The organism is Gammaproteobacteria bacterium, from assembly GCA_015709615.1.
Classification (GTDB): Bacteria; Pseudomonadota; Gammaproteobacteria; order Burkholderiales; family Nitrosomonadaceae; genus Nitrosomonas.
In genome coordinates this window covers 1,502,957-1,527,173 of record CP054179.1, presented here as the reverse complement: position 1 = coordinate 1,527,173, position 24,217 = coordinate 1,502,957, and the positions used below count along the sequence as shown (strand labels likewise).

At 47.1% G+C, this 24,217-nt stretch carries 29 protein-coding genes; 27 read left to right on the top strand and 2 right to left on the bottom strand.

Features of this window, described 5'->3' with window-relative positions:
* Positions 1 to 44: 44 nt before the first annotated feature.
* Positions 45 to 659: a glycerol-3-phosphate 1-O-acyltransferase PlsY gene (gene plsY / locus HRU77_07385; protein ID QOJ20533.1), complete on the top strand. Its 615-nt coding sequence runs from the start codon at positions 45 to 47 to the stop codon at positions 657 to 659.
* Here plsY and tsaD read toward each other — a convergent pair.
* Positions 656 to 1,690, bottom strand: a complete 1,035-nt coding sequence (tsaD, locus tag HRU77_07380; GenBank protein QOJ20532.1) for a tRNA (adenosine(37)-N6)-threonylcarbamoyltransferase complex transferase subunit TsaD — start codon at positions 1,688 to 1,690, stop codon at positions 656 to 658. The two genes, plsY and tsaD, sit on opposite strands and share 4 nt — an antisense overlap.
* Positions 1,691 to 1,871: 181 nt before the next feature.
* Here tsaD and HRU77_07375 point away from each other — a divergent pair, with 181 nt between their 5' ends.
* Positions 1,872 to 2,060, top strand: coding sequence for a DUF3460 family protein (locus tag HRU77_07375; protein ID QOJ20531.1), 189 nt, complete (start codon positions 1,872 to 1,874; stop codon positions 2,058 to 2,060).
* Between the two features lie 59 nt (positions 2,061 to 2,119).
* On the top strand, positions 2,120 to 2,614 hold the full coding sequence (locus tag HRU77_07370) for a hypothetical protein (GenBank protein QOJ20530.1): 495 nt from the start codon (positions 2,120 to 2,122) through the stop codon (positions 2,612 to 2,614).
* An 11-nt stretch (positions 2,615 to 2,625) separates the two neighbouring features.
* Here HRU77_07370 and HRU77_07365 read toward each other — a convergent pair whose 3' ends face one another.
* Positions 2,626 to 3,462 carry an SDR family oxidoreductase gene (locus HRU77_07365; GenBank protein QOJ20529.1) on the bottom strand — a complete coding sequence of 279 codons (837 nt, stop codon included), beginning with the start codon at positions 3,460 to 3,462 and terminating at the stop codon, positions 2,626 to 2,628.
* Positions 3,463 to 3,593: 131 nt separating this feature from the next.
* On the opposite strand from HRU77_07365, the gene HRU77_07360 reads away from it, so the two are divergent.
* The 24 genes from HRU77_07360 to ctaD all read left to right on the top strand — a co-directional run bounded on the left by HRU77_07360 (position 3,594) and on the right by ctaD (position 24,217).
* Positions 3,594 to 3,959: a hypothetical protein gene (locus HRU77_07360; protein QOJ20528.1), complete on the top strand. Its 366-nt coding sequence runs from the start codon at positions 3,594 to 3,596 to the stop codon at positions 3,957 to 3,959.
* A 98-nt stretch (positions 3,960 to 4,057) separates the two neighbouring features.
* Positions 4,058 to 4,579: a cytochrome P460 family protein gene (locus HRU77_07355; GenBank protein QOJ20527.1), complete on the top strand. Its 522-nt coding sequence runs from the start codon at positions 4,058 to 4,060 to the stop codon at positions 4,577 to 4,579.
* A 122-nt stretch (positions 4,580 to 4,701) separates the two neighbouring features.
* Positions 4,702 to 5,061 (top strand): Hpt domain-containing protein, encoded by a 360-nt coding sequence (locus tag HRU77_07350; GenBank protein QOJ20526.1) that lies wholly within the window; start codon positions 4,702 to 4,704, stop codon positions 5,059 to 5,061.
* A gap of 61 nt (positions 5,062 to 5,122) precedes the next feature.
* Positions 5,123 to 6,301 carry an acetyl-CoA C-acyltransferase family protein gene (locus HRU77_07345; GenBank protein ID QOJ20525.1) on the top strand — a complete coding sequence of 393 codons (1,179 nt, stop codon included), beginning with the start codon at positions 5,123 to 5,125 and terminating at the stop codon, positions 6,299 to 6,301.
* Positions 6,302 to 6,419: 118 nt separating this feature from the next.
* Positions 6,420 to 6,794 carry an ATP synthase subunit I gene (locus HRU77_07340; protein QOJ20524.1) on the top strand — a complete coding sequence of 125 codons (375 nt, stop codon included), beginning with the start codon at positions 6,420 to 6,422 and terminating at the stop codon, positions 6,792 to 6,794.
* A 29-nt stretch (positions 6,795 to 6,823) separates the two neighbouring features.
* Complete coding sequence (gene atpB / locus HRU77_07335) at positions 6,824 to 7,633, top strand: F0F1 ATP synthase subunit A (GenBank protein QOJ20523.1); 810 nt, start codon at positions 6,824 to 6,826, stop codon at positions 7,631 to 7,633.
* Between the two features lie 58 nt (positions 7,634 to 7,691).
* Entirely contained in the window at positions 7,692 to 7,967 is a 276-nt protein-coding gene (atpE, locus tag HRU77_07330) for a F0F1 ATP synthase subunit C (protein ID QOJ20522.1), read from the top strand.
* 37 nt (positions 7,968 to 8,004) lie between these two features.
* Positions 8,005 to 8,478 carry a F0F1 ATP synthase subunit B gene (locus HRU77_07325; protein ID QOJ20521.1) on the top strand — a complete coding sequence of 158 codons (474 nt, stop codon included), beginning with the start codon at positions 8,005 to 8,007 and terminating at the stop codon, positions 8,476 to 8,478.
* Complete coding sequence (locus HRU77_07320) at positions 8,478 to 9,014, top strand: F0F1 ATP synthase subunit delta (GenBank protein QOJ20520.1); 537 nt, start codon at positions 8,478 to 8,480, stop codon at positions 9,012 to 9,014. The genes HRU77_07325 and HRU77_07320 overlap by 1 nt, the downstream gene beginning before the upstream one ends.
* Before the next feature lie 12 nt (positions 9,015 to 9,026).
* A complete protein-coding gene (locus HRU77_07315) occupies positions 9,027 to 10,568 on the top strand; it encodes a F0F1 ATP synthase subunit alpha (protein ID QOJ20519.1) in 1,542 nt (513 codons plus the stop codon).
* Between the two features lie 4 nt (positions 10,569 to 10,572).
* Positions 10,573 to 11,457, top strand: a complete 885-nt coding sequence (gene atpG, locus HRU77_07310) for a F0F1 ATP synthase subunit gamma (protein QOJ20518.1) — start codon at positions 10,573 to 10,575, stop codon at positions 11,455 to 11,457.
* A 34-nt stretch (positions 11,458 to 11,491) separates the two neighbouring features.
* The gene (gene atpD, locus HRU77_07305; GenBank protein ID QOJ20517.1) at positions 11,492 to 12,871 is read left to right on the top strand and encodes a F0F1 ATP synthase subunit beta; all 1,380 of its coding nucleotides are present in this window, start codon (positions 11,492 to 11,494) and stop codon (positions 12,869 to 12,871) included.
* A 17-nt stretch (positions 12,872 to 12,888) separates the two neighbouring features.
* Positions 12,889 to 13,311 carry a F0F1 ATP synthase subunit epsilon gene (locus HRU77_07300; protein ID QOJ20516.1) on the top strand — a complete coding sequence of 141 codons (423 nt, stop codon included), beginning with the start codon at positions 12,889 to 12,891 and terminating at the stop codon, positions 13,309 to 13,311.
* A gap of 159 nt (positions 13,312 to 13,470) precedes the next feature.
* Positions 13,471 to 14,844 (top strand): bifunctional UDP-N-acetylglucosamine diphosphorylase/glucosamine-1-phosphate N-acetyltransferase GlmU, encoded by a 1,374-nt coding sequence (gene glmU, locus HRU77_07295; protein ID QOJ20515.1) that lies wholly within the window; start codon positions 13,471 to 13,473, stop codon positions 14,842 to 14,844.
* 52 nt (positions 14,845 to 14,896) lie between these two features.
* The gene (gene glmS, locus HRU77_07290; GenBank protein ID QOJ20514.1) at positions 14,897 to 16,753 is read left to right on the top strand and encodes a glutamine--fructose-6-phosphate transaminase (isomerizing); all 1,857 of its coding nucleotides are present in this window, start codon (positions 14,897 to 14,899) and stop codon (positions 16,751 to 16,753) included.
* Between the two features lie 154 nt (positions 16,754 to 16,907).
* The gene (locus HRU77_07285) at positions 16,908 to 17,633 is read left to right on the top strand and encodes a YebC/PmpR family DNA-binding transcriptional regulator (GenBank protein ID QOJ20513.1); all 726 of its coding nucleotides are present in this window, start codon (positions 16,908 to 16,910) and stop codon (positions 17,631 to 17,633) included.
* Positions 17,634 to 17,659: 26 nt separating this feature from the next.
* The gene (gene ruvC, locus HRU77_07280) at positions 17,660 to 18,178 is read left to right on the top strand and encodes a crossover junction endodeoxyribonuclease RuvC (protein ID QOJ22095.1); all 519 of its coding nucleotides are present in this window, start codon (positions 17,660 to 17,662) and stop codon (positions 18,176 to 18,178) included.
* Positions 18,175 to 18,759 carry a Holliday junction branch migration protein RuvA gene (ruvA, locus tag HRU77_07275; protein QOJ20512.1) on the top strand — a complete coding sequence of 195 codons (585 nt, stop codon included), beginning with the start codon at positions 18,175 to 18,177 and terminating at the stop codon, positions 18,757 to 18,759. The genes ruvC and ruvA overlap by 4 nt, the downstream gene beginning before the upstream one ends.
* A 22-nt stretch (positions 18,760 to 18,781) precedes the next feature.
* The gene (ruvB, locus tag HRU77_07270) at positions 18,782 to 19,828 is read left to right on the top strand and encodes a Holliday junction branch migration DNA helicase RuvB (protein ID QOJ20511.1); all 1,047 of its coding nucleotides are present in this window, start codon (positions 18,782 to 18,784) and stop codon (positions 19,826 to 19,828) included.
* 25 nt (positions 19,829 to 19,853) lie between these two features.
* Entirely contained in the window at positions 19,854 to 20,294 is a 441-nt protein-coding gene (locus HRU77_07265; GenBank protein ID QOJ20510.1) for a hypothetical protein, read from the top strand.
* A gap of 122 nt (positions 20,295 to 20,416) precedes the next feature.
* Entirely contained in the window at positions 20,417 to 21,088 is a 672-nt protein-coding gene (locus HRU77_07260) for a Bax inhibitor-1/YccA family protein (GenBank protein ID QOJ20509.1), read from the top strand.
* Between the two features lie 89 nt (positions 21,089 to 21,177).
* Positions 21,178 to 21,357 carry a hypothetical protein gene (locus HRU77_07255; GenBank protein QOJ20508.1) on the top strand — a complete coding sequence of 60 codons (180 nt, stop codon included), beginning with the start codon at positions 21,178 to 21,180 and terminating at the stop codon, positions 21,355 to 21,357.
* 442 nt (positions 21,358 to 21,799) lie between these two features.
* Positions 21,800 to 22,618: a cytochrome c oxidase subunit II gene (coxB, locus tag HRU77_07250; GenBank protein ID QOJ20507.1), complete on the top strand. Its 819-nt coding sequence runs from the start codon at positions 21,800 to 21,802 to the stop codon at positions 22,616 to 22,618.
* Positions 22,619 to 22,630: 12 nt separating this feature from the next.
* Entirely contained in the window at positions 22,631 to 24,217 is a 1,587-nt protein-coding gene (ctaD, locus tag HRU77_07245) for a cytochrome c oxidase subunit I (protein QOJ20506.1), read from the top strand.

Genomic DNA, 24,217 nt, shown 5'->3' with positions numbered 1-24,217 from the left:
CGATACCGGATTCTAGTCTATTTTTTCCAGGTGATGCTAATCCGATGACGTTATTGCTGTTTGCCGTACTGGCTTATTTGTTGGGCTCCGTGCCGTTTGCGCTGATTTCCAGTTGGATTTTTAAACTGCCCGATCCGCGCACTTACGGGTCGAAAAATCCCGGTGCGACCAATGTGCTACGCAGCGGTAAGAAAGCCGCGGCGGTGCTGACCTTGCTCGGCGATGCCGGGAAAGGCTGGCTGGCGGTGTTTCTGGCACAAACTTACACGCCGCAGTTGGGATTGGGTGACGAAGCGGCCGCCGTGGCGGCACTGGCGGTGTTTCTCGGCCATGTGTTCCCGGTATTTTTGCGTTTCCAAGGCGGCAAAGGTGTGGCAACGGCGGTCGGTGTGCTGCTGGGATTGAATCTTTGGCTGGGGTTGCTGGCGATGGCAACCTGGTTGCTGGTGGCGCTCGTTTGGCGCATTTCGTCGCTGTCGGCTTTGATTGCGGCGGTACTGACGCCGCTGTATAGCATCGCTCTGCTCGGTTTTGAAGTCGGCACCTTAGCGGTTTCGGCGATATCGTTGCTGCTGATCTGGCGCCATCAGTCGAATATCGTCAATCTACTGGCGGGCAAGGAAGGGCGCATCGGGGAGAAGAAAGAACCTGATGTTTAATCGGCTTCAGGCGTTTCCAGCATCTCCAGATTCCAGCGTGCGTGCACGTTGAAGCTGCGCGCCGGTTGCCGGGCGGATTCCGGCATCGCTTGCAGCCGCATGGCACCGGCAAATGCAATCATGGCGCCGTTGTCGGTGCAGAATTCCAGTTCCGGATAGAACACCGTGGTGCCTTGCGCGGCGGCTTTTTCGCTGAGCGCGCGGCGCAGTTGTTCGTTGGCGCCGACCCCTCCGGCCACGACCAGTTGCTTTAATCCGGTTTGCGCCAGCGCAGCCAGCGATTTTTCCGTCAACACTTCCACTACTGCATCTTGAAACGCTAGTGCGATGTCAGCGCGGATTTGCTTGCTGTTTTCCTGTTTGTTGAGCAAAGTCAGCACCGCGGTTTTCAGGCCGCTGAAGCTGAAATTCAGATCGCCGCTGTTAAGCATCGGGCGCGGCAGTCTGAATTGCCCCGGGCGGCCTTGCCGGGCGAGTTGCGATAACGCGGCACCGCCGGGATAACCCAATCCCAATAACTTAGCGGTTTTGTCGAACGCTTCACCGGCGGCGTCATCGACCGTTTCACCGAGTAAGCTATAGTGACCGACAGCGTCGACTTGCATCAACTGCGTATGGCCTCCAGACACCAGCAGCGCGATGAACGGGAAAATGGGAGCTGGAGTCGACAACAGCGGCGACAGCAAATGACCCTCGAGATGATGGATGCCGAGTGCCGGAATGTTCAACGCAAAACTCATCGCCGCGCCGATGCTGGCGCCGACGAGCAGTGCACCAGCAAGACCGGGGCCTTGCGTGTAGGCGATGGCGTCGATTTGGCGCAATTCACAACCGGCGGCGGCCAGCGCTTGCCTGATCAGCGGCAGCACGCGGCGGATATGATCGCGCGACGCCAGCTCCGGCACCACGCCGCCGTATTCGCGGTGCATGGCGATTTGCGAGTACAGCGTATGGCTGAGCAAGCCGCATTGGGTGTCGTACAGCGCGATACCGGTTTCATCGCAGGATGTTTCAATACCGAGAACAAGCATGAAGAAAAATTGCGGGCAGTTAAATTGAAATTGAGAAGTGGCGGTAACGGCAGTATTTTAACATTGCTGCATGGCGGCGCACGGTTTGCGTGCAAGATTGGGAGTAAAAGCCGGGGCTGTATCGAACAGGAGGTCTGTGCTAAAGTTCGGCTTTTGCAATTTTAGAGCAGGAGATAACGTCATGGATTATAACTACGAATCTGAGCACACTAAATTTATGCGCGAGTTTCTGGAAAAGAATCCGCAAGTGCAAGATAAGCGGCTGGAGGCACGCAGTGTTTGGTGGGATAAAAATCAGAATTTGGAAGAGCGCAAACGCTTCAAGGAATCCGCCGAACCGATGAAGCCGTATGTTTATTTTGGCGGTTAGCGTTTGATTAGCAACGAGCTGCTTATCAATTGTTGTACCGTTTCATTTGAAGTATTGCGATGAAGCGCTGCATTGTGATTTTGACTGCATTTTTCATGGCGGCGTGTGCGAATTTGAACGATGCAAGCGGTGATAAAACGCAGCGTTTCGAAGAAAAATTGGCGGGAGACCATGCCGCGCTCGCGGCGTGTGTGACCGCCAAACTGCAATACGACGGCCGGTCCTTTTTGCGGCCGCTGCAATTCCGGAACCGGCAATATCCCGATATTCACGCGTCGGAAATTCATGCCTACGATACCCGCTTTTTGCGTAACGCCATCGCTACTTACGCACCGTCGAATCCCGACGCTATTTTGATCTATGGCAATCCGGTAGCGGAAGTACAATCAGCTACGCAGCGCAGTGACAACGATAAACCGGCTTATGCATTTGCCTTGATGTTGCAGCAAATCGATGCGGCAACTGTCAATGCATCGCTGCGAGGAGATGCGTTCTTCGGTGATATTGCCTGGAAAATGTTGCAATCGTGTGCGACTTCCACGGCTAACCCTTAGCTTCTCCCGGATCAGTTACTGTTTCCCGATTTCGCCAGCAGCACGTCCAGTGCGCGCGTGCTGAGTATGCGTTTTAGGAAACCAAACAAATACGTAGGAACGGTTACGTAGTAACGTGCTTGCGGTTTGGGTGCTTCCAGTGCGTGAATTACCCGCTTCAGAACCGCTTCGGGCGGCAGCGTGAATGGAACAGCGGGGCCTTGTTTGTTCAATCGTGCCAGCACACCTTGATATTTTTCGCGATGCACGCTGTTTTCGATGTCGATATATTTTTCCAGCGCTTTGACGGCGTTCATGCGGAACAGGCTGGAAATCGGCCCCGGTTCGATCAAGCTGACGTATACGTTGCTGCCTTTGAGTTCCAAGCGCAGCGTGTCGCTCAAACCTTCGATGGCGTATTTGGAGGCGTTGTAGGCGCCACGGAAAGGCAGTGCGACAAAACCCAGCACCGAGCTGTTCTGAATGATACGTCCATACCCTTGTTGGCGCATCACGGGGATCGCAAGATTGGTCAATTCCTGCCAGCCGAATACATTGGTTTCGAATTGCGCGCGCAGGGCATCGCGGTTTAAATCTTCCACCGCGCCGGGCAAGCCAAATGCGCCATTGTTGAACAGCGCGTACAATTCACCGCCGCTGCGGCGCATGACTTCTTCAAAAGCGAAATGAATCGAATTGGAGTCGTTTAAATCCAGACGGAAGCTTTCCAGTCCTTCAGCCAGCAGTTTTTCAATGCTGTCGCGCCTTCTGGCTGTGGCAAAAACGCGATAGCCGCGTGCCTGCAAACCTTTGGCGGTGCAGTAGCCGATTCCGCTGGAACATCCGGTAATGAGTACGGTTTTTTTCATTTCTTCAGATCAACTTGTAAATGGGTATTGCTATTTTTCATCACTTGAGAATAAATTTGCACAGAGTGTAAGTTTCACTGAGCACAGGCCAACTATTTCCTAATAGAAAATAACATATCAAAAGACCCTTCATGGCAAAAATTTTATTCCGGCTTACGGATGTTTCCGACGATGAAGCGCAAGATGTGCGCGAACTGCTTGCCAGCAATGCGATCGATTTTTACGAGACCTCAGCAGGAAACTGGGGGGTGTCGATGCCGGCGATCTGGCTTACCGATGACAGTCAGTTTGAGCGTGCGCGCGCATTGCTGGATGCTTATCAAAGTGAAAGAGCGATCAGAATACGGGAGGAGTATGCGCACTTGAAGCGGGAAGGAAAAAATAAAACGTTTTACGATGCGGTGAAAGAAAATCCCGTCAGTTTTACCCTTCACCTGGCGGTCGCGGCGCTGGTAATTTATTTATCGATCAGGCTGGTTACGGATCTGGCCGGGTGAGAAGGCATTCTTTGAGTCAACAATTTTTACTGTTGAATGCGGTATGATAGCGCTCCAAAACTTGTTTAATCCAGAAATTTCAAATGAGGAGAAGAAACATGAAATATACGTTGAAAGCGATTGCCACTGCATTAGCCATTACCTCGGTTAGCGTTTATGCCGGCGGAGATCCGGAACATGTCAAGTTTCCTGCAGATTACAGCAAGACTTTTACCCAGTATGCAACCATGAATCGCGCAAACCAGACGCAGGTCGCCAAGTTGTACGCCAACGAAGCCGCGATTGCCGGTTATAAGCAAGGAAATAAAAGCGCTCCCGGTGGTGTTGTGGTAATGGAAATTTATACACCTAAAAAAGGCGCGGACGGTAAACCGCTTCCGGGTAGTGACGGTATCTTCGAAATCGCTTCATTGGCTGCTGTTGCGGTGATGGAAAACCGCAATAATTGGGATGCGTCCTTTCCAAAGGAAAATCGCACTGGTGATTGGGGGTTTGCGGTTTACAATCCGGATGGCACGGCAAAAAGCAACGATCTGAATTGCGTGCAATGCCATACACCGCTGCAAGCGCAGGATTATTTGTTCACCTATCAGAAGCTGATTAATTTTGTGAAGAAATAATTAACCAGGCCAGGATAAGCCTAGCGGACATCTGCCTTGATAGATCGTCTGCTGGGTAATGATGTTGGAAATGATCTGTGAAGTTCAATAAAGCGGTTTTTATTCAGATGATCAGGTAATCAATGAGTGATCCTGTTCTCAATTTAGATAAGCTCAATGTCTGGCGGCAAATGGATCCCGAGGGTGGAACCGGGTTTCTGAAAAAACTGATCGCAATTTATTTGTCGTCGGTACCTGTTTTTGAAACACAAGTTGAAAATGCCATTACTGCCGCTGATAGCAGCGCGCTGATAAAAGCTGCGCACACTTTTAAATCGAGTGCGGCCAATATCGGTGCGGATGTGCTCGCAGATATATGCCGCCAGTTGGAAGAATACGGGGATAAAAATCAGGTGAGCAAGGCATCTCAGCTGCTGGAGAAGATGAAAGTCGAATCCCGGCGGGTAACGGCAGCGTTAGAGGAATTGCTGGAAAAATGTTGACTGGCGCCGCGATCTTCCGGTTGTGTGTTATTTTTTCATCTGCATTGGCAAAGAAAAATTTATGCGTGAAGTAGTTATTCTGAGCGGTGTTCGCACAGCGATCGGGGATTATGGCGGCGCGCTTAAAAGTATTGCGCCTGCCGATTTGGCGGCAAAAGTCGTGCGCGAAGCTGTAATGCGCGCAGGAATTGATCCCGATGAAGTCGGGCATGTCGTTTTTGGTAATGTCATCCACGGAGAAACGCGCGATATGTATCTGGCGCGCGTGGCTTGCATCAATGGCGGTTTGCCGCAGCATACTGCGGCATTGACGGTAAACCGGATATGCGGAAGCGGCTTGCAAGCCATTGTTTCAGCCAGTCAAAATATTTTACTCGATGACACCGATGTGGCGGTGGCAGGCGGAGCGGAGTCGATGAGCCGAGGCGGCTATTTATTGCCGGCACTGCGCTGGGGGCAGCGCATGAACGATGGTGCTACCGTCGATATGATGGTGGGGGCTTTGACTGATCCGTTTGATCGTGTGCATATGGGTATTACTGCGGAAAATATTGCCGTCAAATGGCAAATCAGCCGGGAAGAGCAGGATGCCTTTGCCGTTGAAAGCCATCGCCGTGCGTTACATGCGATTCAGAATGGTTATTTCAAAGAACAGATATTGCCCATTGAGGTGGTTGATCACAAAGAAACGATTGTTTTTGATACCGACGAGCATCCGCGAGAAAATATTGGCGTGGATCATCTGGCTAAATTACGTCCGGTCTTTCAGAAAGGCGGCACCGTCACGGCCGGTAATGCTTCCGGGATTAATGATTGCGCTGCCGCACTGGTGCTGATGGAATCCAAGGTGGCGCAGAAACGCAATTTGAAACCGCTGGCGAGATTGGTGTCGTATGGTCATGCCGGTGTTGATCCTAGGTTTATGGGCATAGGTCCTGTACCTGCGGTCCAAAGTGCGTTGCGGCGCGCTGGTCTTAAAATATCAGATATGGATGTGATTGAATCCAACGAGGCTTTTGCTGTTCAGTCTTGCGCGGTTGCGAAGGAATTGCAGTTCGATCCGGGAAAAACGAATCCTAACGGTGGTGCGGTGGCGCTAGGACACCCAATAGGAGCAACGGGGAGTATTCTGGTTATCAAGGCCATTTATGAGCTGCGTCGCAGCGGCGGGAGATATGCTCTAATCACCCTGTGTATCGGAGGTGGTCAAGGGATCGCAGCTATTTTTGAGAAGCTTTGAAAGATTATCAAAAATAATGGTTAATTGGAATTGCGCGTTGACTGATCGGGGTAATTAGGCTATAGTCACGTCTTTTTTAAGCGCAGGTAATGCTACCTGCTCCAAGGGCAGGAAGTACATGTCTTGGATTAAGAATAGGCCGCTGTATATTGTGTTGCGCATGCAGTTGCTCGCGACAATAGCGGTGGCAGTGGTTGTCTGGTTTTTTCTGGGTATGCAAGGTGCAATATCAGCATCACTCGGTGGGGTAGTCAGTGTGGTTGCCTCTGCGGCATTTGCCGTCATTGTCTCACGTCACAAAGGCTACACAGCAGGAGAAGCCATAAGAACTGCACTAAGAGCGGAGTCGATAAAGATTGTATTGACTGTCGGCTTGTTGTGGTTAGTATTTAAATTTTACGAGAACGTGAACGCGCTGGCATTTATAGGGGCGTTTATCCTGACAGTTTTGGTTCATAGCGTGGCATTATTGGTCGCGGACGATACAAAGTAAGATAAATTTTTAAAGTAAACAGGCAGCGCATGGCATCGGGAACAGAACTTACACCAACATCATATATAGATCATCATCTAACCTATCTAACAACAAAAGTCAGTGAAGGATCTTTCTGGGTGTTGCATGTTGATACCTTGATTACATCCCTTATTCTTGGCGTAATTAGTTTTGGTTTTATCTGGTTGATAGTGCGCAAAGCAACGCCGGGTGTGCCCTCTAAGAGTCAGGCATTCATCGAATTGGCGATTGAGTTCATTGATAATGAAGTGAAAAATACATTTCATGGTAACCGGCATGTGCTGGTGGCCCCTCTGGCATTAACGGTGTTTGTGTGGGTTTTGATGATGAATGCCATGGATATATTGCCGATCGATATCATGGCTTGGATTACCGAGAATGTGTTTGGTATGCACAACTGGAAGATTGTGCCGACAACGGATGTCAACACAACTTTTGCGCTAGCCCTTTCAGTATGGTTTTTGATGATTTTTTTCAACCTCAAAGTCAAGGGGGTTGGGGGATGGACGCATGAGTTATTTTGTACGCCATTTGGGAAAAATCCGCTCTTGTGGATACTGAATCTGTTATTCAATTTTATTGAATATGTATCGAAGCCTCTGTCGCACTCTTTGCGGCTTTTTGGAAATATATACGCAGGTGAGATAATTTTTCTGCTGTTGGGTATGTGGGCTGCAACCGGAGTCTCTGGAACAATCTTTGGTTCAATTCTGGGGGCTGGTTGGGCAATATTTCATATATTGATCGTTACCTTGCAAGCATTTATTTTTATGATGTTGACGGTTGTCTACATATCAATGGCGCATGAATCTCACTGATTCATTTTATAAGTTTATTTTGTAACATATTATTAATCTTAACGAAAGGGAAATTAAAATGGAGAATTTGCAGTTTTTGGCAATGATTCAGGCATACACTGGAATAGGTATTGGTTTGATGATCGGTTTGGGTGCGGCTGGTGCTTGTATCGGTGTGGGTGTAATGTGTAGCCGTTTCCTTGAGGGTGCTGCGCGTCAGCCAGAAATGATTCCAACTCTGCAAGGTAAAGTGTTTCTTCTGCTCGGTTTAACCGATGCGTCTTTTATTATTGCGGTGGGTCTTGCCATGTTGTTTGCGTTTGGTAATCCATTGCTGGCGGTAATTCAGCAATAATGCTGCTGCAGTTTAGATCAGATTATACAGGCTTGTCATGAATATTAACTTTACTTTAATTTCTCAGGCGTTAGCCTTTTCCGTATTTATTTGGTTCACAGCTAAGTTTGTTTGGCCGCCGCTATTGCGTGCTATTGAGGAGCGTCAAAAAACGATTGCGGATGGCTTGGCAGCAGGCGAGCGTGGCCGTCATGAGCTAGAGTTGGCAAGTCAGCGTTCGTCCGAAGTGTTGAAAGAAGCTAAGCAGCGTGCTTCGGAGATAATTTTGCAGGCAGAGAAAAGAGCGACGGAAATTATTGAAGAAGCGAAGCGAACCGCAAAAGATGAAGGTGAGCGGATAGTGGCCGGTGCAAAAGCAGATATAGCTCATGAAATGTTTAGTGCAAAAGAAAGTTTGCGTCAGCATGCTGCGCAATTAGCACTGGTAGGTGCGGAAAAAATATTACGTCGAGAGATAGATGCAAAAGCGCATGCTGACATACTTTCCGCAATTGAGGAAGATTTTAAATAATGGCTGAAGCGATTACAGTTGCTAGACCGTATGCGGAAGCTGTTTATAAGCATGCTGTTGCTAAGGGGGGCTTGGAGCAGTGGTCAAAAACATTGCGATTAGCAGCATCTGTTGTTGAACATGATGATGTAAGGCCGCTTATCGGTAATCCGGTTATTACAACAAAACAGCTGGGTGAAATTTTTATAGAGATCGGAAAAGGTAAATTTAATTCCGAAGCTCATAATCTGGTGATGCTGTTAGCGGAAAACAAACGCATATTTATATTGCCGCAGATTAGTCAGCTATTTGAGCAGTTGAAGGCGCAACATGAGGGTGTACTTGAGGCAAAGATTGTGAGCGCGTTTGCAATGGAAGGTAAGCAGCTAAAGAAATTAGTTGATGATCTAGAGCAAAAATTTAAACGCAAAATAGATGCTCAAGTGAGCGTTGATCCAGAGTTAATTGGCGGTGTTAAAGTTGAGATTGGTGATGAGATTCTAGATGCCTCAGTGCGCGGTAAGCTTGAAGCTATGGCCATTGCCCTTAAAAGCTAGGAGTTAGAAGAAATGCAGTTAAATCCATCCGAAATCAGTGAACTGATTAAAAAAAGGATCGAAGGACTTGTTGATACAGCAGAAGTGCGTACACAAGGAACAATTGTATCGGTAACAGACGGTATTGTTCGCATTCACGGTTTATCCGATGTGATGCAAGGTGAGATGTTGGAGTTTCCTGGCAATACTTTCGGCTTGGCGCTGAATTTGGAACGTGATTCGGTGGGTGCCGTTATCATGGGCTCGTATGAGCACATCTGTGAGGGTGATACCGTCAAATGCACAGGGCGCATTCTGGAGGTTCCTGTTGGTGAGGCATTGCTTGGTCGTGTCGTGAACGCGCTAGGACAGCCGATCGATGGTAAAGGGCCAATTACAGCAGCGAAATCCGAGCCAATAGAGAAAATTGCTCCGGGTGTAATCTGGAGGCAGTCCGTAGATCAACCTGTGCAAACTGGATTAAAATCAGTTGACTCTATGGTGCCAGTAGGACGCGGACAGCGCGAGTTGATTATCGGCGATCGTCAGACAGGGAAAACTGCAGTAGCAATTGATGCGATTCTCAATCAAAAAGGTCAGAATATGCTCTGCATTTATGTGGCGGTAGGGCAGAAGGCATCTTCAATTGCAAACGTGGTACGTAAGCTGGAAGAGCATGGCGCTATGGAATATACCATTGTCGTAGCAGCAACGGCATCAGAGTCAGCTGCCATGCAATTTATTGCACCTTATTCTGGATGTACGATGGGTGAATATTTCCGTGATAAAGGTCAAGATGCATTAATCGTCTATGATGACTTAACTAAACAAGCTTGGGCTTATCGACAAATATCATTGTTATTGCGTCGACCTCCGGGTCGAGAAGCATATCCGGGCGATGTGTTTTATCTGCATTCGCGCTTGCTTGAAAGAGCGGCGAGGGTCAGTGCGGATTATGTTGAAAAAGCAACCAATGGCGCAGTAAAGGGTAAAACGGGATCGCTGACCGCTCTACCAATCATTGAAACACAAGCTGGTGACGTAACAGCTTTCGTGCCAACCAATGTCATTTCTATTACTGACGGGCAAATATTTCTAGAGACAGACTTGTTTAATGCAGGTATACGCCCAGCAATCAATGCAGGGGTGTCAGTTTCTCGAGTAGGTGGTGCTGCTCAAACGAAGGTTATCAAGAAATTGGGCGGTGGTATACGGTTGGCATTGGCTCAATATCGCGAATTGGCGGCATTTGCGCAGTTTGCATCTGATCTGGATGAAGCTACACGCAAGCAGCTCGAGCGTGGAAAAATGGCGACGGAATTAATGAAGCAGCCGCAGTATGCAACGCTCAGCGTATCAGAAATGGCATTGACATTATTTGCTATTAATAATGGTTATTTTGATGATGTAGAAGTGAATAGAGCGCTGGCATTTGAATCTGCTCTGAAAAACTACATTCGTGGCCAACATGCTGCCATTCTTGACAAAATTGAGAAGAGTAAAGAGCTCAGTGCTGAAACAGAAAAAGAATTGACCGCTGCGATTCAAGAATTTAAGCAAAACGGAACCTATTAAGCAAATGGCTGGCAGTAGAGAAATCCGCAATAAAATAAAGAGCGTAAAAAATACGCAGAAGATAACGCGCGCAATGGAAATGGTCGCGGCATCAAAGATGCGTAAAGCTCAGGAGCGTATGAAAAAAGCACGTCCTTACGGCGAGAAGATACGCAATGTTGCTGCACACATGAGTCGAGCAAATACGGAATATCGTCATCCTTTTTTGATTGCGCGCGATACCGTTAAACGAGTCGGCGTTATTATTGTCACTTCTGATAAGGGACTTTGCGGAGGATTAAATACCAATGTTCTGCGCAAAGCCTTGAATCAAATGAAAGCATGGCAAGCGGAAGGCGAGCAGATCGAAGTCTGCTGTATCGGTAACAAAGGCTTGGGATTCATGAGCAGAGTCGGAGCAAGTATCTCTTCCCAAGTAATAGGTTTGGGTGATACTCCTGACATCGCGAAGCTTATCGGTGCGGTAAAAGTGGTTTTGGATGGCTACACGCAAGATCAATTTGATCGTGTGTACATTTTTTATAATCGCTTCATAAATACCATGAAGCAAGAACCTGTCATGGAACAATTGCTACCGCTGACTGATGAACGTATGCAGAGCAGCGAGCAAGATAACGATAAACCCAAAGCAGCCTGGGATTATATTTACGAACCGGAAGCGAAGCCTGTTATAGACGATATTATGGTGCGATATGTAGAAGCATTAATATATCAGGCAGTAGCAGAAAACATGGCATCGGAGCAATCTGCCAGAATGGTGGCGATGAAAGCGGCATCGGACAATGCGGGCAATGTCATAAATGAATTGACATTGATTTATAATAAATCTCGACAAGCAGCGATTACTAAAGAACTATCCGAAATTGTCGGCGGTGCTGCTGCTGTTTAAAATATTTTTTGAGTATAGAGTCTAGGGAACAAAGATGAGTCAAGGAAAAATTGTTCAGTGTATTGGTGCGGTAATTGATGTGGAGTTTCCACGCGAATCTCTGCCAAAAGTATATGATGCATTAATTATGGATGGCTCCGAGCTTACGTTAGAAGTGCAGCAGCAGCTAGGTGATGGTGTGGTGCGAACCATTGCACTGGGCTCATCTGATGGATTGCGTCGCGGGATGGTAGTAAAAAATACTGGAAAACAGATCACCGTTCCTGTTGGAACCAAAACATTGGGAAGAATCATGGATGTTTTGGGACGACCAATAGATGAGATGGGTGATATCGGTGCGGATCAGCAAATGTCGATTCATCGGGAAGCGCCTGCATTTGATGAGTTATCAGCATCAACGGAATTGCTGGAAACCGGCATTAAAGTGATTGACCTGATTTGTCCGTTTGCAAAAGGCGGTAAAGTAGGTTTATTCGGTGGTGCAGGTGTGGGTAAAACCGTGAACATGATGGAGTTGATTCGTAACATTGCGATTGAGCACAGCGGCTATTCAGTGTTTGCTGGTGTAGGCGAACGTACACGCGAAGGAAACGACTTTTATCATGAGATGAAAGAATCTAAAGTGTTGGATAAAGTAGCGCTGGTATACGGGCAAATGAATGAGCCACCCGGAAACCGTCTTCGCGTTGCATTGACCGGACTTACAATGGCAGAGTCGTTTCGAGATGAAGGGCGTGATGTTTTGTTCTTCGTTGATAACATTTATCGCTATACATTGGCTGGAACTGAGGTATCAGCGTTACTTGGTCGTATGCCGTCCGCAGTGGGCTATCAGCCGACTCTGGCGGAGGAAATGGGGCGATTACAAGAACGCATCACTTCAACCAAAACTGGCTCCATTACTTCAATTCAAGCGGTCTATGTACCAGCGGATGACTTGACTGATCCGTCACCTGCAACGACCTTTGGGCACTTGGATGCAACGGTTGTGTTATCACGGGACATTGCTTCGTTGGGAATTTATCCAGCAGTAGATCCGCTTGACTCTACTTCACGTCAGCTGGATCCGCAAGTCGTAGGCGAGGAACACTACAATACCGCTCGTGCTGTTCAGCAAACATTGCAGCGGTATAAAGAGTTGCGAGATATTATCGCAATTCTGGGAATGGATGAACTGTCACCGGAAGATAAACTGGCGGTCAGTCGCGCACGCAAGATTCAGCGATTCTTGTCGCAACCGTTTAACGTTGCCGAAGTATTTACTGGTTCACCAGGAAAATATGTTTCTCTAAAAGACACTATTAAAGGTTTTAAAGGAATTGTTGAAGGTGAGTATGATGAACTGCCAGAGCAAGCGTTCTATATGGTTGGCAGCATCGAAGAAGCTGTAGAGAAAGCTAAAACACTTCAATAAACCAAGAGAAAATAGCGATGGGTACCATATTTCATCTTGATATCGTGAGCGCGGAAGAATCCATTTATTCCGGTCCTGTTGAATTTCTGGTAGCACCGGCGCAAATGGGTGAAGTAGGTATTTATCCACGTCATACACCGATGCTGACAAGAATCAAATCGGGCATGGTGCGAATCAAGGCACAATTGAAAGAAGAGGAATTAGTTTATGTATCTGGCGGCATGTTGGAAGTTCAACCTGATGTAGTAACGATATTGGCTGATACCGCGGTGCGCAGCCATGATCTTGATGAGGCTAAAGCTCTCGAAGCGAAGCGAGCTGCTGAAGAAGCGATGAAGAATCGGGAATCTGAATTAGATTATGCCAGAGCGCAAGCTGAGCTGATTGAAGCCATGGCGCAATTAGCCGCGATAGATAAGCTGAGAAAACGCGGGCATTGATTGTGATCATAAGTTCTAATGATAAAAAAGGCGACTAATGTCGCCTTTTTTATATCTATTTCTCAAGCAGCAACCTGGCTACAATGATAAAACCGTGGTTCAGTCATAGTGCGTTTTACTAGAGCTCATAACAGACTTTCATTCAAAAAGTAGATTATCGTGAAGAAGCTTAATGTTGTGATACTGGCGGCTGGTGCTGGAAAACGAATGCAGTCAGCGCTTCCCAAAGTGTTGCACACTTTGGCGGGAATCCCATTACTGATGCATGTCATAAACGCGGCGCGATTGCTTTCACCTGACAAAATCTGTGTTGTTGTGGGTTACGGCAGCGACAAAGTAAGGCAGCTGACCGGCAGCGATGATTTGATCTGGGTATCGCAGGAACTACAACTGGGTACCGGGCATGCACTCATGCAAGCTTTACCGCAATTGAATACCGATGGATTTACGCTGGTTTTGTATGGTGATGTACCACTGGTTCGGATTGAAACCTTGCAGCAGTTAATTGCCATTGCGGGAGAAAAGAACTGTGCGTTATTGACAGCGCTAATTGATAATCCGTTTGGTTATGGAAGAGTTTTGCGTGACCTGAAAACCGGGGAAGTTGTTGCAATCGTCGAGCAAAAAGATGCGACTGATGAGCAACAGAAAATCCGTGAGATTAATACCGGAATAATGCTCATCCCTAATGAGTGTTTGCACCGATGGCTGCCGAAACTTGACAACAAAAACACGCAACATGAATATTATTTGACCGACATCGTTGCGATGGCTGTTGAGGATGGTCTGCATGTAGCATCATCAGAGGTGGAGAATTTCTGGGAAGTTATGGGCGTTAATAATAAACAGCAATTGGCTGAGCTTGAACGGATTTATCAAAAGAATTGCGCTGAGAGGCTGTTGGACAAAGGAGTCAGCTTACGTGATCCGAATCGTATAGACATACGGGGCGGACTTACCTGCGGCTCTGATGTTGAGATAGACGTCAATTGTATTTTTGAGGGAACCGTTAGATTGGGGGACTCGGTTCGGATAGGTGCGCATTGCATACTAAAAGATGTCACGGTGGCGTCCGGAAGTATTATCCATCCCTTTAGTTTGATTGAAGATACGGAAATCGGCGAAGATTGTAAGATTGGTCCTTATGCGCGCATCCGTCCAGGAACGCGGCTGGCGAAGAAAGTGCATATCGGTAATTTTGTTGAAGTGAAAAATAGTCAGATTGCCGCTGCCAGCAAAGCGAATCATTTGAGTTACATCGGTGATTCCACCGTAGGGGAAAATGTCAATATCGGCGCCGGTACCATTACATGTAATTATGATGGTGCCAACAAGTATCGAACCATCATTGAAGATGATGTATTTATCGGATCCGATACGCAACTGATTGCCCCCGTCAAGATTGCAAAAGGGTCGACGATCGGTGCCGGATCCACGATAACGAAAGAAACCCCGGAGAATCAGTTGACTTTGTCCAGATCGAAGCAAGTCAGCATTACGGGATGGAAACGCCCGCAGAAATCAAAAGCATAATATATCTAATCAGTATCGTCCTTTTAGCTAGCGTTGTAAGGAGAAGTGCGCTATGTGTGGAATAGTGGGTGCAGTGGCTAATGACAATGTTGTTCCGGTATTATTGGATGGATTATTACATTTAGAATATCGGGGCTATGATTCGGCCGGAATGGTGGTAACGTGCGACGGTTTACACAGATTGCGCACAACCGGCCGTGTAACTGAGTTGCAAAAGCTTGCTAATGAGAAAAATGCTCATGGCTTGGCCGGTATTGCACATACACGATGGGCAACACATGGAGCACCTTCCGAGCGCAACGCGCATCCGCATTTTTCCGGCATGCCAGAATCATCCACCCGGATAGCCGTCGTGCACAACGGCATCATTGAGAATCACGAAGTCATGCGTCAGTGTTTGCAAGCCAAAGGCTACGAGTTTATTTCCGATACCGATACTGAAGTAATCGCGCATCTCATCGCGTTCAATCTCAAATATTCCGATGATTTGTTAACAGCTGTTTGTACTTCAATTGCTGAATTGCAGGGGGCCTATGCGATTGCGGTGATGGAGGAAGCGCATCCGGAAAGAATTGTAGTTGCGCGCAATGGGGCGCCATTACTATTGGGGGTGGGTGAGAGCGGCAATTATGCGGCTTCCGATGCCTCAGCCTTGTTGAAAGCGACCCGGAATATGATTTATCTGGAAGAGGGGGATGTTGCCGAACTGACGCGTGATGGATACCGTATTGTTAATTGTCTGCACGGCGGCTTAGTAAAGGAAGTTAAACGGACTGTGCACGAAAGCAATCTTTCCAGTGATGCGATTGAACTGGGGCCGTACGCGCATTACATGCAAAAAGAAATTTTTGAACAACCCAGTGCCGTGGCCAATACGCTGGAGATGGTATTTAACGTGCAATCCATTTCCCCAAATTTGTTTGGTAGCGAAGCCGAGAAAATATTTTCCCGGACCAAGAGTATACTCATTCTGGCTTGCGGAACTAGCTATCACGCTGGACTGGTTGCGCGATACTGGCTGGAAACCGTTGCCGGTCTTCCGTGCAACATTGAAATAGCCAGTGAATACCGTTACCGCAATCCGATTGCGGAACCCAATACGCTAGTGGTCGGAATTTCGCAATCGGGCGAGACTGCGGATACCTTGGCGGCGCTTGCCTATGCTAAGAAACTCGGTCATCAATACAGCCTCGCGATTTGCAATGTACCGGAAAGCGCATTGATACGCCAAACCGATCTGCGCTTTCTCACGCGCGCAGGACCCGAGATCGGCGTTGCATCGACCAAAGCATTTACGACGCAATTAGCTTCATTGTTGCTGCTGACGATCACGTTGGCCAAAATGCGCCAGAAATTATCAGCGCAAGACGAACAACAAATGATTATGACGCTGCGCCATTTGCCGATGGCTTTGCAGCATGCGCTGCAAGTGGAATCGCAAGTGCAAGTCTGGGCGAAAAGTTTTGCACAAAAGCGTCATGCGTTATTTCTCGGCCGCGGTGTTCACTATCCCATCGCGATGGAAGGCGCATTAAAACTAAAAGAAATTTCGTATATCCATGCCGAAGCCTACGCGGCAGGAGAACTGAAACACGGCCCGCTGGCGCTGGTGGACGATGAGATGCCCGTTGTGGCTATAGCGCCAAACGATCAGCTGTTGGGTAAGCTCAAATCGAATTTGCAGGAAGTGCATGCTCGGGGTGGCGAGTTGTATGTCTTTGCGGATGCCGATTCGCAAATCACACAGAGTGAAAGTGTGCATGTCATACGTTTATCGGAACATGCCGGATTGCTGAGTCCGATTCTGCACACGATTCCGCTGCAGCTATTGGCTTATCACGTTGCTTTGGCGCGCGGCACGGATGTCGATAAACCGAGAAATCTGGCAAAAGCAGTGACGGTTGAATAAAAATTGTCATTGCGCACACCAGGTCGAGTTCTGTAAAGCTGTATGGCACCACTGTACTGTGCACTTTCTTCTTTTATTGCTAAAGAGGTTGGATACTTTATCCATAGCATGCGGGGTGGTAATATAAAAATAATTAAACAAAGGGTGCATAGCAATGGCGGGTCATAGTAAGTGGGCTAATATCAAACACAAAAAGGCTGCACAGGATGCGAAGCGCGGCAAAGTGTTCACCAGACTTATCAAGGAAATAACAGTGGCTGCTCGGATGGGGGGCGGCGATCCGGACAGCAATCCGCGGTTGCGCTTGGCAGTGGATAAAGCATACGATCAGAATATGCCCAAGGATAATGTCGAGCGTGCGATTAAGCGCGGCAGCGGTGCTCTGGATGGAGTCGATTATGAAGAAATCCGGTATGAGGGCTACGGTATAGCAGGTGCCGCGGTGATGGTGGATTGCATGACCGATAATCGCGTGCGCACGGTAGCCGATGTGCGGCATGCATTCACTAAATACGGTGGTAATCTCGGTACGGACGGATCCGTCAGCTTCTTGTTCAAGCACTGCGGGCAGTTGATTTTTGCGCCGGGAACCGATGAAGATAAATTGATTGAAGCCGCATTGGAAGCGGGCGCGGAAGATGTGATCAGCAATGAGGATGGCAGTATCGAAGTGATTACAGCGCCTTACGAATTCATCAATGTGAAGGGGGCGCTGGAAAAGGCTGAATTCAAAGCCGAATTGGCGGAGGTAACCATGAAACCCGGTAATGAAGCGATTTTAACCGGCGATGACGCGGTGAAAATGCAAAAGCTGCTGGATGCACTGGAGAACCTTGATGATGTGCAAGATGTATACACCACAGCCGTCCTCGTTGAATAAAAATTCCACGATCGGCAGGTGACAAAATCCGTATTCTGGGGATAGATCCGGGTTTGCGCATTACGGGTTTCGGTATCATTGATAAAAACGGACGTGATCTATCGTATGTCAGCAGTGGCAGCGTTAAGACGGTTGCCGGTGAATTGCCTTCCCGTTTGCGGTTAATTCTGAATAATCTGAGCGAAGTCATTGCGTTGTATCAGCCCGAGCATGTGGCCGTCGAACAAGTTTTCGTCAATATCAATCCTAAAACTACTCTGCTACTCGGTCAGGCGCGAGGTGCGGCGATTTGCGCTGCCGTGATGAGTAGTCTGCCGGTAGCCGAGTACACCGCGCTGCAAATCAAACAGGCCGTGGTTGGTAATGGCCATGCTCAAAAAAAACAAGTTCAGGAAATGGTTGTGCGTTTGCTCAGGTTGACCGGAAATCCCAGTGCCGATGCCGCGGATGCTCTGGCTTGCGCAATATGTCATGCGCATGGCGGACTCGGCTTGGGGGGTATTGCAACGACAGGCTATCGCATGAAGCGAGGACGTTTGGTGTGATTGGACGATTAACCGGTACATTGCTGGAAAAACATCCGCCGCAGGTGTTGCTGGATGTGCAGGGTGTCGGTTATGAGGTTGACGTGCCGATGAGCACCTTTTATGAGCTTCCGGCGCTTGGTGCACAGATAACTTTGCATACGCATTTGGTGATACGGGAAGATTTGCATCTGCTGTTCGGCTTTGCAACAGAACCGGAGCGCCAGACTTTCCGCCAGTTGATCAAAATCTCGGGTATCGGTGCCAGAACTGCGCTTGCGCTGTTGTCCGGTTTGAGTGTATCCGACTTGCATCACGCGGTTAGCGCGCAGGATAGCGCGCGGCTCATCAAAGTGCCTGGTATCGGAAAAAAAACAGCGGAGCGTTTATTGCTGGAGTTGCGGGATAAGTTGGATTCCGCAGAAATCAATCTGGATCAAGCTTTCACTGCGCCCACGCAGGGTAGTGACATACTCAATGCATTATTATCACTGGGCTATAATGACCGTGAGGCGGGGTGGGTGATCAAGCAGATCTCTCCGGCCGCAACCGTATCGGACGGTATACGCCAAGCGCTGCAATTATTATCCAAGGAAAGATAACCGATTGAATGAGGGAGATTGAATGATCGAAACGGATCGGCTGGTTGCCGCAATCACTTCATCATCGCAGGAAGAAATTCTGGAGCGTGCGCTACGCCCCAAGCAACTGGAAGAATATGTCGGCCAGGAAAAAATACGCGGGCAGTTGCAGATATTCATCGAGGCAGCCAGAAAACGGCGTGAAGCGCTGGATCATGTGTTGCTATTCGGTCCACCGGGGTTAGGTAAAACCACGCTTGCGCATATCATCGCCAGGGAAATGGGCGTTAATCTGCGGCAAACCTCCGGCCCTGTTCTGGAGCGCCCGGGTGATCTGGCGGCTTTGCTGACCAATCTTGAACCCAACGATGTGCTGTTTATCGATGAAATCCATCGCTTATCGCCGATGGTCGAGGAAATTCTTTATCCGGCACTGGAAGATTATCAGTTGGATATCATGATCGGTGAGGGGCCGGCGGCACGTTCCGTGAAACTGGATTTGCCACCGTTTACCTTAGTAGGTGCAACCACGCGTGCTGGTATGTTGACTAATCCGTTGCGCGATCGTTTCGGCATAGTTTCCCGGCTGGAGTTTTATACACCGGAAGAATTGAGCAAGATAGTCAGCCGCTCCGCAGGATTATTGAATGTGAAAATGTCTGCGGATGGCGCATTTGAAATTGCACGTCGTTCGCGCGGCACGCCACGGATAGTTAACCGGTTGTTGCGCCGCGTGCGTGATTATGCTGAAGTCAAAGTCGATGGCCATGTGACGCGTGTTGTGGCGGATGCCGCCTTAAGTATGCTGGATGTTGATGCAATCGGTCTGGATATCATGGATCGGAAATTGCTGCTGACGGTGTTGGAAAAATTCGGTGGCGGTCCTGTTGGCGTTGATAATCTTGCCGCAGCCATTAGCGAAGAACGGGATACGATTGAGGATGTATTGGAACCTTATTTGATTCAGCAAGGATTTCTAAAGCGGACACCGCGCGGCAGAATGGCGACAACAGCAGCCTATCAGCATTTTGGTATTGCCTTGCCTAGAGACGGCGCCAGTCGCGATCTCTGGGAAGAGAATAATTCATAGTTGTTGATTTCAATATTTCAAATTTATGCAAACTCAAACATTACGCGCTGTCGTCGCTCTTCTGCTGACATTGGTTGTTATGCTGTATTTCTATACTAATCGTGAAAAAGATTATTACAGTAAAAGCGCGGAACCTGCGATCACGCAAATCCTCTCGGATATTTCGAGCTGGGAAAAGCAGAAAATACTGATTCATTTGGCACCGGAAGCCAAACAAACAATTACCGACGAGCAGTTGGACGAACTGTTGAAGCAATATCGTAGTTTTGGCCGGTTTCAATCGATCCAGGAACTTAATTTTTCGCGTACTGTGAGTGCATTCTCACTGGTGGGTGAAAAGCGGATCAACTACTCCGGTCTTGCCAAATTTGACGCAGGTTCTGTCAGTTTGAATGTTACCTTGATCGAGCGAGGTGGATTTTTTCTTGTTTATAATTTCGCGTTGGCAAAAGTTAAACAAGAATAAAAAAGTGTAATTAAAAGATAAATATAATCCGTGATATGATGTTTTGAACTATATCCGGGATATAGTAGTCCTAGCGGTCGTCAGAATAGTTTAGTATCAACTTTACAGTGGAGGCTATTTAAATGAATCAAAATTTCTCAACCGTTGCGCAAAGATCAACGTCTGCGGTAGCAACTAATAAAGTATTACGCAACACCTATATGCTGTTGTCGATGACATTGTTGTTCAGCGGACTTACTGCTGCGCTTTCAGTGCTCTTGAATATGCCGCCAATGACCTATTTAATATCAGTCATTGGCGGCATGGTAATTGCAATGTTTGTTTTACCGCGTTTTGCCAATTCGACAGCAGGTATCGGCATTGTTTTCTTGATTACTGGCCTACTTGGATTCGGGCTGGGGCCGGTGCTGACAATGTATGCATCTTTACCTAATGGTGGAAATATCATTACATTGTCATTAGGTGGTACCGGTGTGATATTCATGGGGTTGTCTGCATACGCATTAGCAACAAAAAAAGATTTCAGCTTTTTGGGCGGATTTCTGATGGTGGGTTTCTTGCTGGTATTGCTGGCAGCAGTAGCCAATATTTTCTTGCAGATACCAGCCATGTCATTAATGATCTCTGCGGTTGTCATCATGATAATGAGCGGTTTTATTCTTTATGACACTAGCCGCATCATTCATGGCGGTGAAACCAATTATGTGCTGGCTACCATTGGACTGTACATGACAATTTTTAATATCTTTATCAGCTTATTGCAGATATTGGGAATTATGGGTAATGATGATTAATTTTTAAGTTTTTTATAGACCCCTTCAAAGCCCCGGCCTAACCGGGGCTTTGTTTTGGAATCAATGGAGTGATTGTATAGGAACTAATTATGGATTGGATGCAAATTATTTCTGCAATAGCTTTGATTATGTTCATTGTTATTTTGTATCCGGCAACACGAGAAATAATAAAAAATAACCCGCAGGGAGCATCTTCCGATTGGGCGAGTATTGTTGTTCCTTTGCTGGCGGTGATTTTGATTGTCATGTTTTTAGTTGCTTTGGTGTGATTTGAATTCATCTTTAAAAAGCTTCATGCCGGAATTCTTAGTGGTGTTTTTCAGGCGATGGTTTGGACCAACAATTAGAATAGAATTTTTCGCTTCAAATAATGTTTTTTGTAAACTTCTTAGAGCAATACCATTTTATAAGCATGGGAATATTGCTATAAAAATCATGATTTTTCCTTGTTTGAGTGGCAGTGGCATGCTAGAATTTCTCTTCGATTTATTAGCATGTAGAAGATTCTATAACTAAGAAAATCTAAGTTGCGGATAATAAGGAAATTCGGCCAAGGAAATGTAATTATCGTCAATCATGGTGTGGTTTTAACGAAACAGGATTTTTGGCGTATGACTTCCGTAAGCTGGCTGAACAAGGTAAGCGTTCAGGTTTTTAACGTTCTTAGTCGTACCTGAAATCTGTAAAATTGGTAATCATGTGGGGGGAAATATGAGAAGTAAATCAGCAGTAACCCTGGCGGGGGTATCCGCTCTCGCTTTGTACTCAAGCATGGCGGTAGGGTCTAAGTATAATTTACCCGAACCGCAGAGTGTTATAGCGAAAGATATCTATGATCAGCACATTTTGCTTTTGTGGATTTGTCTGGTTATTTTTATTGGTGTGTTTGGTGTCATGTTTTACTCTGTACTCAAACATCGCAAATCTCTTGGCTATAAGGCGGCAAATTTTCATCATAGCACTACAGTTGAGATTATTTGGACTGTAATACCCTGTCTCATTCTTGTTGTGATGGCGTATCCTGCGACAAAAACAGTTATCGCTATGAAAGATACTTCAAGTCCTGATATGACGATTAAGGCAACTGGATATCAGTGGATGTGGGGTTATGATTATCTTCAAGGCGAAGGTGAGGGTATCAGTTTCTACAGTAAATTGTCGACGCCGCCTGCTCAAATCGAAAATAAAGCACCTAAAGGTGAAAACTATCTGCTGGAAGTTGATAATCGTGTAGTTGTGCCGGTGGGTAAGAAAGTGCGCATTATTTTGACGGCAAATGATGTGATTCATGCTTGGTGGGTACCGGCACTGGGAATTAAGCAGGATGCGATTCCGGGTTTTATTCGTGATACATGGTTTACGGTGGATAAGCCGGGGATTTATCGTGGTCAATGTGCAGAGTTGTGTGGCAAAGATCATGGTTTTATGCCGATTGTGGTGGAAGCGATGGAAGCAGGTGAGTACAGCAAATGGGTAGCGGCTCAAGGTGCATCTGCAGTTAAAACATCTATGCATGTAGAAAATAAGTAAAAGGAGATAACTATGGCAGCAGTACATGGTGACGCACACGGTCACGAGCATGACGACCATCATCCAAGTGGGATAATGCGCTGGATTACAACGACCAATCACAAAGACATCGGGACAATGTATTTGTGGTTCAGTTTTGCAATGTTTCTTACTGGTGGAACGTTGGCACTGGGAATTCGTGCTGAATTGTTTCAGCCGGGAATTCAAATTTTGCAACCAGAATTATTTAATCAATTCACAACACTGCATGGTCTGATTATGGTGTTTGGTGCCATCATGCCGGCATTTGTGGGTTTTGCTAATTGGCAAGTGCCGATGATGATTGGTGCTCCCGATATGGCGTTTGCCCGCATGAATAACTGGAGTTTTTGGTTGCTGATCCCTGCAGCAACGCTGCTGGTTAGTTCATTCTTTGTGCCTGGTGGTGCGGCAGCTGGTGGTTGGACATTTTATCCGCCTCTGTCAACGCAAGGTGGACTGGGTGTAGATTTGATGATTTTTGCAGTTCATATCCTGGGTGCATCTTCAATTATGGGGTCAATTAATATTATTACCACCATTTTGAATATGCGTGCGCCTGGTATGACGTTGATGAAAATGCCGATGTTTGTATGGACATGGTTGATTACAGCATATTTGTTGGTATTGGTAATGCCAGTTCTGGCTGGTACTGTAACAATGTTATTGACAGATCGGCATTTCGGTACTAGCTTCTTTAATGCAGCAGGTGGCGGTGATCCTGTAATGTTTCAGCACATTTTCTGGTTCTTCGGTCATCCTGAAGTTTACATCATGATCCTGCCGTCATTCGGCATTGTGTCCGAAGTAATTCCGACATTTTCGCGTAAACCATTATTTGGTTACTCATCAATGGTGTATGCAACGGCATCTATCGCAATTTTGTCGTGTGTTGTTTGGGCACATCACATGTTCACGGCTGGTATGCCAACAGTAGGGCAGCTGTTCTTCATGTATGCAACTATGCTGATTGCTGTTCCGACTGGTGTGAAAGTATTTAACTGGACAGCAACTATGTGGCGTGGATCAATGACATTTGAAACGCCGATGTTATTTGCGATTGGATTTATTTTTCTGTTCGTAATAGGTGGTTTTAGTGGTGTCATATGCGCAATTGTGCCAATTGATATCCAGGTGCAAGATACTTATTACGTGATTGCTCATTTCCACTATGTGTTGGTTTCTGGATCTCTGTTTGCGCTGTTTGCAGGTGCGTACTATTGGATTCCTAAGTGGACAGGTCGCATGTATAACGAAACATTGGGTAAAACGCATTTCTGGTTGTCAATGTTCTTCTTCAATTTGACCTTCTTTGTACAGCACTTCTTGGGATTGGCCGGTATGCCTCGCAGAATTCCGGATTACAATCTGCAGTTTGCCGATTTCAATATGATCTCAAGTATCGGTGCATTTGGGTTTGGTTTGACACAGCTTCTTTTCTTATACGTTATGATTAATTGTATACGTAGTGGAGAAAAAGCTCCTCAAAAACCGTGGGATGGAGCTACAACGCTGGAGTGGACTCATTTACCAACACCGGCTCCATATCACAGTTTTGAGAAGCCGCCTGTTGTTCAGTAA